General features: G+C 60.9%; 16 protein-coding genes. 9 read left to right on the top strand and 7 right to left on the bottom strand.

Annotation, left to right across the window (positions count from 1 at the left end; all coding sequences use genetic code 11):
- The coding region (locus OK351_RS16835) for a hypothetical protein (protein ID WP_265161379.1) at positions 1-251 on the bottom strand (251 nt) is incomplete at its 3' end.
- Between the two features lie 215 nt (positions 252-466).
- Between OK351_RS16835 and OK351_RS16830 the strand changes: the two genes are divergently transcribed.
- Complete coding sequence (locus tag OK351_RS16830; protein ID WP_265161377.1) at positions 467-1,234, top strand: SDR family oxidoreductase; 768 nt, start codon at positions 467-469, stop codon at positions 1,232-1,234.
- A gap of 83 nt (positions 1,235-1,317) precedes the next feature.
- Positions 1,318-1,722, top strand: coding sequence for a nuclear transport factor 2-like protein (locus OK351_RS16825; RefSeq protein ID WP_265161375.1), 405 nt, complete (start codon positions 1,318-1,320; stop codon positions 1,720-1,722).
- A 25-nt stretch (positions 1,723-1,747) separates the two neighbouring features.
- On the opposite strand, the gene OK351_RS16820 is transcribed toward OK351_RS16825, so the two are convergent.
- From OK351_RS16820 to OK351_RS16805, 4 genes are all read right to left on the bottom strand, one after another.
- Positions 1,748-2,200 carry an SRPBCC family protein gene (locus tag OK351_RS16820; protein ID WP_265161373.1) on the bottom strand — a complete coding sequence of 151 codons (453 nt, stop codon included), beginning with the start codon at positions 2,198-2,200 and terminating at the stop codon, positions 1,748-1,750.
- Positions 2,201-2,248: 48 nt separating this feature from the next.
- A complete protein-coding gene (locus OK351_RS16815) occupies positions 2,249-2,494 on the bottom strand; it encodes a hypothetical protein (protein ID WP_265161371.1) in 246 nt (81 codons plus the stop codon).
- Positions 2,495-2,580: 86 nt separating this feature from the next.
- On the bottom strand, positions 2,581-3,030 hold the full coding sequence (locus OK351_RS16810; RefSeq protein WP_265161369.1) for a MarR family winged helix-turn-helix transcriptional regulator: 450 nt from the start codon (positions 3,028-3,030) through the stop codon (positions 2,581-2,583).
- 65 nt (positions 3,031-3,095) lie between these two features.
- A complete protein-coding gene (locus OK351_RS16805) occupies positions 3,096-3,341 on the bottom strand; it encodes a hypothetical protein (protein WP_265161367.1) in 246 nt (81 codons plus the stop codon).
- A gap of 140 nt (positions 3,342-3,481) precedes the next feature.
- On the opposite strand from OK351_RS16805, the gene OK351_RS16800 reads away from it, so the two are divergent.
- The 3 genes from OK351_RS16800 to OK351_RS16790 are packed head-to-tail and all read left to right on the top strand — an operon-like array spanning position 3,482 to position 5,885.
- Complete coding sequence (locus OK351_RS16800) at positions 3,482-4,513, top strand: tellurite resistance/C4-dicarboxylate transporter family protein (RefSeq protein WP_265161365.1); 1,032 nt, start codon at positions 3,482-3,484, stop codon at positions 4,511-4,513.
- 9 nt (positions 4,514-4,522) lie between these two features.
- Positions 4,523-5,527, top strand: coding sequence for a pirin family protein (locus tag OK351_RS16795; RefSeq protein WP_265161363.1), 1,005 nt, complete (start codon positions 4,523-4,525; stop codon positions 5,525-5,527).
- A gap of 25 nt (positions 5,528-5,552) precedes the next feature.
- Positions 5,553-5,885, top strand: coding sequence for a GNAT family N-acetyltransferase (locus OK351_RS16790; RefSeq protein WP_265161361.1), 333 nt, complete (start codon positions 5,553-5,555; stop codon positions 5,883-5,885).
- A 26-nt stretch (positions 5,886-5,911) separates the two neighbouring features.
- Here the strand turns inward: OK351_RS16790 and OK351_RS16785 are convergent, their stop codons facing one another.
- Complete coding sequence (locus tag OK351_RS16785; RefSeq protein WP_265161359.1) at positions 5,912-6,808, bottom strand: LysR family transcriptional regulator; 897 nt, start codon at positions 6,806-6,808, stop codon at positions 5,912-5,914.
- A 105-nt stretch (positions 6,809-6,913) separates the two neighbouring features.
- Between OK351_RS16785 and OK351_RS16780 the strand changes: the two genes are divergently transcribed.
- From OK351_RS16780 to OK351_RS16765, 4 genes are all read left to right on the top strand, one after another.
- Complete coding sequence (locus tag OK351_RS16780; protein ID WP_265161357.1) at positions 6,914-7,978, top strand: MBL fold metallo-hydrolase; 1,065 nt, start codon at positions 6,914-6,916, stop codon at positions 7,976-7,978.
- A gap of 33 nt (positions 7,979-8,011) precedes the next feature.
- Positions 8,012-9,436, top strand: a complete 1,425-nt coding sequence (locus OK351_RS16775) for an MFS transporter (RefSeq protein ID WP_265161355.1) — start codon at positions 8,012-8,014, stop codon at positions 9,434-9,436.
- Between the two features lie 110 nt (positions 9,437-9,546).
- Complete coding sequence (locus tag OK351_RS16770; RefSeq protein ID WP_265161353.1) at positions 9,547-9,918, top strand: iron chaperone; 372 nt, start codon at positions 9,547-9,549, stop codon at positions 9,916-9,918.
- 91 nt (positions 9,919-10,009) lie between these two features.
- Positions 10,010-10,174, top strand: coding sequence for a hypothetical protein (locus OK351_RS16765; RefSeq protein ID WP_265161350.1), 165 nt, complete (start codon positions 10,010-10,012; stop codon positions 10,172-10,174).
- A 1-nt stretch (position 10,175) separates the two neighbouring features.
- Here OK351_RS16765 and dnaB read toward each other — a convergent pair whose 3' ends face one another.
- Entirely contained in the window at positions 10,176-11,540 is a 1,365-nt protein-coding gene (dnaB, locus tag OK351_RS16760) for a replicative DNA helicase (RefSeq protein WP_265161348.1), read from the bottom strand.
- Positions 11,541-11,857: the final 317 nt, after the last annotated feature.

The raw sequence follows: 11,857 nt of genomic DNA, 5'->3' as shown, positions 1-11,857 counted from the left end.
GCCCCGGCCCGCTGCAACAACGACCGGATAATGAACTGGGCCCGCTCGGTCCCCTGCGACTCGATCAACGAATCAAAAGAATCCAACCATTCCTGGGTCTCTTCCGGATCCCGATCAGACAACTGATACGTCAGACCACTACGGATCGTGGTGATCTGGTGGTCGGCTGCCGTTGACTCTCCGGATTTTTCCGGGGACCCCGGCTGGCGATCGGCGAATGCTGAAACGGTGGTGTCATCAATGATGGTCATGGATACAGTCCTTCAGGGTATCGAAGCGTGCATTTTGCGGGTGGCAATACACAGTAAAACTTCCGCTTTATGGAAACTCTCTATCGCATACTAAGATTAAGTGAGTGCGCTCACAAGCCCTTGGCCCAAATCCGCCGATATGGCGTAGTGTGCTCGTAACCTACGGACAGTCACCCATACCCGCATTTACCAGTACCGAAAGGTCGTTGCAGCAAATGGAACCGGCCAACCAGCCTTCACAAAACACGTCACGCACAATCATCATCACCGGCGCCGGTTCGGGGATCGGCCGGGCCACGGCCCACTTGCTGCTGTCCCAAGACTGGAATGTGGTGCTGGCCGGACGTACGGCACGGAGCCTGGAGGAAACGGCGCGGAATCACTCACGGGCACTGGTGGTCCCCACAGATGTCAGAGATCCCGGCCAAGTGGTCGAACTCTTCACACGCGCCACCGAACGCTTCGGCCGGATCACCACGCTGTTCAACAACGCCGGGATGTTTGGGCCCGCTGCCCATGTCGGCGATTTGGATGAAGAGGCATGGAATCAGGTATGTGCCGTGAACCTGACCGGCGCCATCAATTGCGCCCGCGCTGCCTTCAACCACATGAAGCAACATGGTGGAGGCCGGATCATCAACAACGGGTCCATCTCGGCGCAGGTTCCCCGCCCGAATTCGGTAGCCTACTCGGTGACCAAGCACGCTATCACCGGCCTGACCCGATCCATTGAACTGGACGGGCGCCCGTGGTCGATCAGTGCCTCGCAGATAGACATCGGCAATACCGCCAGTGAGATCATGAGCCAGCTGGGGACCTCTTCCGGCGCCCTGCAGGCCGATGGCACCCGGCGGGTGGAGCCTACCTTCCCCTTGGCGGATGCGGCTGCCGCCGTGGCCTTCATTGCGAACACGCCGGCGAGCGCCTCAGTCAACCAGCTGACCATCACGGCGGCCGGCATGCCGTTTGCCGGCCGCGGATAACCGATATGCTCGAGTTCCATACCGTCTGAGCGCATCACGAGAATGGCGGTAGCCTCGCACCAACCGGTCAGGAGATCGAGCCGATGCCACACGATGTTCCCACGTCATTGCAGGTTCACGAACCACCGGGAGGATGCGGCAACGCGCCACGGGCGCAGATCGTCAGGGACTTCGTGGTCGCCGTCCAGGGCAAGGATCTGGACCACCTGTCGCAATGGCTGAGCGAGGATGTCCAGTGGGATGTCGTCGGGTTCCAGAAGCTCAATGGACTCAGCGAGGTGCTCGATTGGGTCAGGGGCGCACGGGACAACGTCGAGTTGAGTTTCAACAGCATCCTGACCCACGGACGCGAAGCCAGCACCGATGGCCGGGTGACCAATATCCAGAATATTTCGGTGGCCTTCAGCTACATCATCACCTTCGCATCGACGGCGAAGTCGGCCAGGATCAGCGCAGTGCGCAGCTACCTGGTGTCCAAGCCGGTCTAGCCGGAACCGCCGGTGGGCCCCCCATCTAGCTGAAAAACTCCCCCAGGAGGGCTTCGAGCTTATCGAGTGCCGAATTCCAGGCCCTCTGGCTGGTGGGCAGCACCTCGAAGGGGAGCGGCCCCTGCGTCAAGGTGACTATGGTCCGGCCGGCGAACTCATTGAAATCGATCCGGGTCTGGATCACCAGGTCCAGGGTCATCTCGTGCGGGCCATCGGCGCTGGCGAAGCACTTGTACTCGTCGAACTCGGTAACCACGGCCTTCAGCGGGACCTGCTGTGCGGGATCCTTATGCTGGAACATCACCAGCTCGTGACGCCCGCCAACCCTGGGTTCGAGCACAACCGAGGATTCCTGGATACCCCACCCTGCCGGCCCCCACCATTGGGCGATGATCTCCGGTTCGCTGAAGGCTGCCCAAACAGCCGTTCGCGGGGCGGAGAATTGGCGGGTGAGTACCAGCTCGGTCATATCTTCCATGACATGAAGGTTACCGTGAACCCCTGGGGAGGGTCGATTCGGGCGCCCCTAGCGCGACTCCATCCGCGCAGCGGTTTGCACCGTCTGCTCATCGGCCCGGGTCCCGGAAGCCTCGTGGGCGCGTAGGACCTTCATGGCCCGTTCCCATTTGAGCCGTTCACGCGGGCTGGAGTGGATAGTGCGTTCGGCAGGCCCGAAGATCATCAGGGCGGTGAACTTCATACGCCACAGGAACCGGTACCCGCGGCTCAGGCCGGTAGTGTCGGCAATGATTGGCAGCGGTGATTCGTTCATGATTCCCTCGCAGTTCGTGACCTGATCTCGTGAAGCCCTACCTCAATGGTACGCCAACTATTGGTGCACAAACTAAATACGTGAGACTAGTCTCCAGCGTCGCTTGCCGCCTGGATCAGCTTGTCCATGAGGCGCTGGATATCACGCACATCCTGCTCGTCCAGCTGTAGTCGACGCATCATTTCCAGAGGCACCCCCAAGGCGCGTTCCCGCAGGGCCATCCCGGTCTCGGTCAGTTCGATCAAGATGGCCCGCTCATCAGCCGGGTTCCGTCGACGGGCCACCAGTCCATGGGATTCCAGCCGCTTGACCAAGGGGCTCAACGTTCCCGGATCCAGATGCAGCAGCGAACTCAGTTCACGGGCACCAATCGGAGCTTGTTCCCACAGCGCCAGCATGACCAGGTACTGCGGATGGGTCAGGCCCAGGGGTTCCAACACCGGACGATAGGCCGAAATCACCGATCGGGAGGCCACCGCCACACCGAAACACACCTGGCTTTCCAGCTTGAGCAGCTCATCCGGGTCCAGCTCCATCAACTTCCACCTTCCACGACTCGCTCATTCCCAAAGCGCTCCAACAAACCAAGCCAGCAGGAGCCCTACGGTGACATCCTGCGTACCGTTTCCACGGTTTCGCCGTCAGGCAGGGTCCCCCGCGCGTAATGCGCATTGAGCACCTTCACCGCCCGTTCCCACTTCATGCGCTCGCGTGGGCTGGCCTCCAGCACGCGATCGGCTGGCCCGAAGACCATGAGCGCACAGTACCGGATCCACCACCGGAGCCGGTACCCCGCACTCAACCCCGTGGTGTCATGGACAATCGGCAGCGGGCTGTCATCCATCATGGCCATCCACAATCCCTCACGAGTCCACTCGGACCCTAACTCCAGTGTAGGCCGACCCTCCGGTTCCCGGCGGTGCAGTACCTTGGAAGATATCCCGCTGCACACCAGGGGTCCTTGGCAACCAGAGACTTGGGAGATCCGTGAACGCCATATCCACCTCCAACACGCATACCTTTTCACGATGGGTGGCCAAACTCCCACCGTCCGCGTTCTCCTCGGTCATGGCCACAGGGATCGTGGGCTACGGATTGGGGTTGGCCGGGCACCGGCTTATCGGACAGTTCTTCTCCTGGACTGCCGTGGCACTGCTGGTCGTTCTCACGGCGGTCCTGGGATACCGGCTCATCCGGTACCGCACTGCGGTGGTCAACGACCTGTTGAATCCTTCGGCGTCCTTCGGCTTCTTCACGGTCGTGGCCGCCGCGACCGTCGTTTCCCTGGATCTGGGTACCTTGGGCTACACCCGCACGTCCCTGGCCGTGGCAAGCGCCGGTGGTGTGCTCTGGGTGGGCCTGTGCTATGTGATTCCCGCCCTGCTGGTACTGATCGAGCGGCCAGAACCCTCAATCGCCCACGCGCACGGCACCTGGTTCCTCTGGGTGGTCGCCACCCAGGCCGTGGCCGGCACCTTTGCCTTCCACCCCGGGATCTTCAGCCTGGGGAACATCGCGGCCTTGGCCATCTGGCTGCTGGGGTGCATGTTGTACCTGATGATTGCCACGCTGGTCACGGTCCGGATGCTGCGCTACCCCAACCACCCCGAGACCTTGTCTCCGACATACTGGATTTTCATGGGCGCCACCGCCATTACCGTGATGACCGGCTCGCAGTTGCTGTTCCTGGCCAATGAGGGGGTTCTGGAACCCTGGTTGCATCCCATGATCGCCTTCACCTGTTTCGCCTTGTTGTCGGTTGGCGTGTGGTTCATTCCGCTGTTGGTGATCTTCGGCTACTGGCGCCATGTGGTTCACCGGCTTCCCCTGCGCTACGAAACAGGATTGTGGGCAATTGTCTTCCCCTTGGGCATGCTGGCCAGCTGTTGCCAGTTCCTGGGTCGGGAAACGGATTTCGCTGTACTTCAACAGTTCGGCCAGGGGTTCATCTGGGTTGCCGTCGCCGCCTGGGTGGGTGTGGTGCTCCTGTGGCTAGGAATGCTGCTCCGGAAATCCTAAACTTGGGGCATGAGCAACCTGGAGCAGGCACCGGCAGAAATCGACTGCGCGAACTGTGAAGCCATGGAGGCCGTCGAGGTGCTGGAACCCCGCCCGGTTCCGCTGGGCGGCACCCGGGCCATGACCGTATACCGCACCCTTCCGCAGAAGCAGCGCAGCCTGATCGGCGCCTGGTGCTTCCTGGATCATTACGGCCCCGACGACGTCACCAGTGCTCCGGGTATGCAGGTTCCGCGGCATCCCCATACCGGACTGCAAACGGTTTCCTGGCTTTTCACCGGAGCCATCGATCATCTCGACTCGGCAGGATTCGAGGCGACCGTGCTGCCCGGGGAGGTAAACCTGATGACAGCTGGCTACGGGATCACCCATTCGGAGTTTTCCACCAAGGACACCACCATCCTGCATGGTGCCCAGCTGTGGATCGCCTTGCCCGATCATGCCCGCAATATGGCCCCGATCTTCGAGAACTACCGTCCCGAGCCGTTGACCGGCGACGGGTGGGCCCTCGCGGTCTTCCTCGGCACCCTGGGCATCGCTGGTCGCAGTTCCACCTCGCCGGTACGAACCCATACCGAGATCACCGGGGCCGAATTGGTCCTGCAGGCCCAGGCCGAAGTGGTCCTGCGTGTTCCGGCCGGGCACGAGCACGGGGTCATGGTCGATTCCGGATCCCCCATCCTGAACGGGCGTCAGCTGGGACACCGGGATCTGGGTTTCGTCAGCCGCGGGCACACCGAACTGAGGATCACCGCAGGCAACGATCCGGTACGCGTGCTGGTCATCGGCGGTGAACCGCTGAACGAGGAAATCCTGATGTGGTGGAACTTCGTGGGACGTAACCACGAGGAGGTCGTGGCCTTCCGCCAGCAGTACCAGGCCGAGATCGGCGCCGAACCAGGGGACGCCTCCGAGGACCGTTTCGGCCCCTTCCCGCCGGACACCCCCGCGGCGCTGCCCGCCCCGGCCCTTCCCACTGTCAGACTGCGCCCGCGGCAGAACCCGCCGGACTAGTAACCCACCCCCGATGAGGAGCACCATGAGCCAGATCCAACCCCGGGCACTTCCCGAGCAACAGCGCTACGTCCTGGATGACAACGGCAAGCACATCGGCAGGGCACACTACCGCGACTACCAAGGCCAGGACGGCGTGGAACGGATCTTCTTCCACACCGTGGTCGACGAGGAGTACGGCGGCCAGGGCCTGGCTGGCAAATTGGCGGCCTTCGCCCTGGACGACACGGTGTCCGCAGGGCTCGGGATCGTCCCGGTCTGCCCTTACATCAAGGCCTTTGTCGCCAAGCACAAGGAATACGGGCCCGATCTGGTGGCCGTTGCGCCGCACCATATCCAGATCCTGCCCAAAGGCTAGTCGCCCACTCCCCTGCCAGGATGCGCTCAGCATTCCTTCCATTGGGCCTTCAGCGCCGTGACGGCTTCATCAACCACGGCGCTGCGGCCCACTCCGCGAGGTGTCGCCGCCACCAGGGAATTGGGTACCGTGGGGTCGCTCAACGGCCGGAGCACCAGGGCCCGACCCTCTGGGCTGACTTCCGTTGGTTGCATCAGCAATGAATAGGCCAACCCCCGGCCCACCACCGAGTGGATTGACGGAACATTGCCGAAAAGCCATTTGACGATTGGATCCACGCCATACCGGTGAAATTCCGCCAGGGTATGACGCAATGCTGGTTCCAGGTTAAGCAATGCCGCAGGGTAGGGCGCAAGCTGCTTGAAGCTCACGGTCTCCAGCTCAGCCAAAGGATGTTCCGGGCTGACCATTACCTGGCGGTGGAACTCATGGAGCACCTCAACGGAGTTCTCATCATCAAATTGCGCCTCGTAACCGACTGACAATTGGCTTTGCCCACTGAATAATGCCGCTTGCAACTGCGGCCCGCTGCCTTCCATGAAGCTCAATTCCACACGAGGATGCCGCTTCTCGAACCAATCCGCCAGGTGCGGGATGACATGGACCGCCACGGTAGTGAATACCCCGATGACCAGGCGTCCTGCCAATTCGTTGTGGACTTCGGACACGGCGGCTCGCAATCCCACAACCTGTTCCGTGATCAGCCTTGCCCGTGCGGCCATCACCTTGCCCTCCGCTGTCAGGCTGACCCCTCTCCCCGGGCGCCGTATCACCAGGCTGGCCCCGACGGCCTTTTCCAGCTGCCCTAATGCCAAGCTCACCGCTCCTTGGCTGACATGGCATATCCGAGCCGCCTCGGTCACCGACTGGGTCTCGGCGACTGCGGCGAAGTACTCCAACTGACGTAATGAGATCTCAGTCATTATTTTCCCTAATGGGTCCCTACAGGAACCTTAGCTAGTCAAATGTGACAGGGAACACCATCATAGATTACAGATCCCCTGACCCGTCAATGAAGGTTGAATACAATGCACGATGAAGCACAGGTACCCCACGTCATCACCCTGGGCACTGCTGGCGGACCTCGCTGGTGGAAGAACCAAGAAGGCGAGCCACGCTTCGGGATTTCCACGGCAGTCGTCGTTGGCGATCGCTGGTATCTGGTCGACTGCGGCCAGGGCGCCGGGCGTCAAGCGAATGCAGCGGGCCTGAAAATGGCTGATCTCGCTGGCGTATTCATAACCCACATGCACTCGGACCACACCGTGGACCTGCCCTCGATGCTACTGTTCGGCGCCTTTGAATTGAAGGACTCACCGCGTGGTGTCATCCCTATCGTCGGGCCGGGCGACCGCGGCAAGCTACCTCCGCTGTCCCCGCGAGCCACCAGCGTTCCGCAGCCGATCGCCCCGCATAGTCCCACGCCCGGGGTCTCCGGGCTGGTCAACGGTATTCTCGGAGCGTACGCAACCGACTGCAATGACCGGATTTTCGATTCATTGGCCAAGTCGCCAGCCGACCAGTTCGCGCCAATGGAGATCGAGATCCCGGCGGCTCTCGGATTCGATCCCGATTCCAATGTCTGCCCGGACATGGAACCGATCGTCGTCTTCCAGGACGATCTGGTCAGCGTCAGCGCCGTCCTGGTATCCCATCACCCCACCGCACCGGCCTTCGCGTTCCGTTTCGACACTGCCCAGGGCTCGGTGACCATTTCGGGAGATACGGCTCCCTGCGACAACTTGATCCGTTTGGCCCGCGAGACGGACCTGCTGCTCCACGAGGCGATTAACCTGGACATCCTGGCAGCCCAGTATTCAGATGCCACGATGCTGCAGGCCACGATGGACCACCATCGACGAGCGCACACCACCGCCATCCAGGCTGGAACCATAGCCACCCAGGCAGGTGTCCGACACCTTGCCCTGCACCACCTTGTTCCCACGTATTCGCCCCCTGAAGCCTGGCTGCAAGCCCGCCGTAGTTTCACCGGCAGGCTGTCTGTTCCAGACGACTTGGACATCATCCCCTTCGGAACGATCGCAACGGGTGACGGGCTACAGTCCGTCGACCAGCAGCCGGTCAACGCCTGAACCACCCGCCCTCCATCGCCTCAAGGACCCACCATGACGAACCAACCGCCCACAGATCCCCAGGCCGCCGGAAAGGCCTACCATGCTTCCCCGAAGGAGATGCGACGCATCCTCTTCTCAAGTTTCATGGGCACTGCCGTGGAATACTATGACTTCATCCTCTACGCCACTGCGGCAGGGATCGTGTTCAACAAGGTCTTCTTTGCCGACCTCGATCCGGGACTGGCGATCTTCGTTTCCTTTGGCACGCTGGCCGTGGGGTATATTGCCCGCCCATTGGGTGGACTGATCTTTGGCAATCTGGGCGACAAGTTCGGTCGGAAAACCATCCTGCTCACCACGGTACTCATGATGGGTATCGCCTCCACGTTGATGGGTTTATTGCCGGTCACCGAACAGATCGGCATCTGGGCGCCAGTGTTGCTGGTCTCTTTGCGCATCTTCCAAGGCCTGGCAGTGGGCGGTGAATGGGGCGGCGCCATGCTACTGGCCTTCGAAAGCGCCAAACGTCAGTCACGCGGGTTCGCTGCCTCTTTCGCCTATATGGGCGCTCCGGCAGGGACCATCCTGGGCACTTTGATCCTGTCGCTGATGTCGATGCTGCCGTCGGATCAGTTCCTGGCCTGGGGTTGGCGGATTCCGTTCGTGTTCTCGGCGGTACTGATGATGGTTGCCGTATTCATCCGGATGAGGGTCAGCGAATCGCGGGTATTCCACGAAATGTCGGCTGCCGCCGAGAAGACCAAGCGCAAGGTGCCAGCGGCCGAACTTTTCCGGAACCATCGCAGGCCGCTGCTGGTTGCTGTTGTCTCGGGCCTGTCCGGGCAGATGACCCAGGGCCTCATGGGTGCATGGGCGATCTCCTTCGCCGTGCAGCAAGCCATCTTGGCTCAAACCGATGTCCTGAACATGAAGGCCATCGGCGGCGTGTTCACCATCCTCTTCGTGGTGATTGCCTCCCGCCTCAGTGACCGGATCGGGCGTCGCCGCATCCTGATTTTCGGCAATATCCTGGCCATGGTATTGGCATTTCCGGTCATGCACCTGCTCGACATGGGCAATACCTTGGCGTTCCTGCTGGCCATCATCCTCGGCCTGAGCCTGGTCCAGGGTTTCACCTCCGGCCCCTATGGCGCGTTCGCCGGCGAGCTGTTCCCCACCTCGGTACGCTACTCCGGCACCTCCATCGGCTACCAGCTGGCCTCGACGTTGGGTGCGGGCTTCACCCCAATGATTGCCACTGCGCTGGTCATGGCCGGCGGCGGCAGCTTGTGGATGGTCTCCTTGCTGTGGATGGCGTTTTCGGCCATGTCGTTCACCGCGTTGCTGGTTTCGAAGGACCGCTCGGGTTCCGACATCCAGGACCTGGATCAGGTAATCTCGGGTTCGCCATCCGGGAACGACGTGGCGGCAAGCGATGGTCGCAAATCACCCGTGGCGGAGTCGGCCCGGGCATAGCAACCTGACATCAATGGGGTCACCGGAACACAGGTCCGGTGACCCCGTTCCTGATTCCGGAAACCAACAATAATCGTGACATCCACCGAGCATGCTGGAAGACTTGGCCCATGGCCAAGCCGACGACCATCGACGAATACTATTCCGGACTCATCGGGTCCACCGCCGAACTGCTGAACGAGTTGCGGGCCCTGAGCAGGCATGCCGCTCCTGGAACCAGCGAGGCACTCAAATGGGGTCATCCCGCCACGATCCATGCCGATGGGGTGATCCTCTTCGTCATCAGCGCGCACAAGAACCATGCGAACTTCAGCTTCACGCCAAGCACACTTGAGGCTTTCGCCGAGCGGTGGGCCGGATATACCACCGGCAAGGGCCGGATCGCGTTGCCCTATGGCAAACCCGTCCCCAGCGAGCTGCTCGAAGAGATGATTGCCTACAGGATCAGGGAATACGAGCAGGACGGCGTCAAGTGGATGTAGTCTGCCGCAATCCGTGAAGGCGCCACCTGCGATCCCGACCGCACCGTAGGATGGTTGTGGACAACCATCCGTGCGAAAGGGCTGCGACGTAGTGAATCCGGAACAAACCAAGAAGTGGTTCTTGAAGACCACCGTCGTGCTGCTGGCCTTGATCTTCGCAGTGACCTCGGTACTGGCCTCCGGCATTCCGGCCCTGTGGCTGGAGTCCGGTGACGGGATCGGACTACACCTGATCAACCCGGGACTGCTGCGTTGACCTACCCCTCGGTCTGCATGTTATTGAACCGCGAGTAGTGGCCCTGGAAGGCCACGGTAATGGTCTTGGTTGGACCGTTACGGTGCTTGGCCACGATCACATCGGCCTCGCCGGGACGGTTTTCCTTGTCATACACGTCTTCACGGTGCAGCAGGATGACCATATCCGCGTCCTGCTCGATCGATCCTGATTCACGCAGGTCCGAGACCATCGGCTTCTTGTCGGTTCGCTGTTCCGAGCCACGGTTCAGCTGGGAGAGCGCAATCAGCGGCACATCCAGTTCCTTGGCCAGCAGCTTCAGGTTACGCGAGAACTCGGAGACTTCCTGCTGACGGGATTCCACGCGCTTACCGGAACTCATCAGCTGCAGGTAGTCGAGGATGATCATCTTCAGTTCATGGCGCTGTTTCAAGCGACGGCATTTGGCACGGATCTCCATCATCGACATATTCGGTGAATCGTCAATGAACAACGGCGCCTCGTTCAACCGCCCCATGGTGGTGGCGATCTTCGTCCACTGCGCGTCTTCCACGGAGCCTTTGCGAAGATCCTGAAGCTGGATGGAGGCCTCGGCCGACAGTAAGCGCATGGCGATTTCATTGCGGCCCATTTCCAGGGAGAAGAACACGGTGGCCATATTGTTCTTGATGGCCGCCGAGCGGGCGAAGTCCAATGCAAACGTCGACTTACCCACGGCCGGACGGGCGGCGATGATGACCATCTGTCCGCCCTGCAGCCCCTGGGTGAGCTCGTCGAACTCGTAGAAACCGGTCGGCACACCGGTGATGCCGTCCCCGGCATTGGCCGCGTTCTCGATCTCATCAACGGTACCCTCGATGATCTCGCTCAGGCGCACGTAGTCTTCACTGGACCGGTTTTCGGCAACCTTGTAGACCTCGGCCTGGGCCTCGTTCACAATGGCATCCACCTCGCCATCCGGCGAGTACCCCATCTGGACAATGCGGGTGCCCGCGTCCACCAGCCGTCGAAGCACCGCCCGCTCACGCACGATCTCGGCGTAGTAGCCGGCGTTCGCGGCGGTCGGCACGGACTGGATCAGGTTGTGCAGGTAGGCGGCACCGCCCACACGCACGATTTCGCCGCGTTTGGTCAACAGGTCCGAGACGGTCACCGCGTCGGCGGGTTCGCCACGCCCATAGAGGTCGATGACCGCTTCATAAATCGATTCATGAGCCGGTCGGTAGAAATCGTTGCCGCGGACAACCTCGATCACATCAGCGATTGCGTCCTTGGAGAGCATCATGCCACCAAGAACGGACATTTCCGCGGCAATATCCTGTGGCGGTGTCCGCCCTACTTCGGAATCGCGATTCTCGTAGGACTGCTCAGCGCTGGCAACAGACATTTAGACCCCTTCTACCCACCGGGAACGCGGTGATAGCTTCACCGTGAAACATGCATCATCTCACCGAACACCGACATTTGGATGCTGTGGACAGATGTGGATATTTCAGTTCCAAAGCTAACAGTAGGTGGGTTAACCACAAGCGTAAACCCCATTATCCACAGCTTCTGTGGACAATGGGTGTATACCTGTGGACTACCTTGTGCAGTACTTGGGGAGAAGTCTGTGGATTTCCCCACTTAATGAACTCAATAACCTACTTGACTAGGATTTTTATTTTTACACATGTGTGGATAGAAAGATTAATTCCAGGGGAC

The organism is Glutamicibacter sp. MNS18, from assembly GCF_026107515.2.
Lineage (GTDB): Bacteria > Actinomycetota > Actinomycetes > Actinomycetales > Micrococcaceae > Glutamicibacter.
This window is presented reverse-complemented; position numbering and strand designations above follow the sequence as displayed.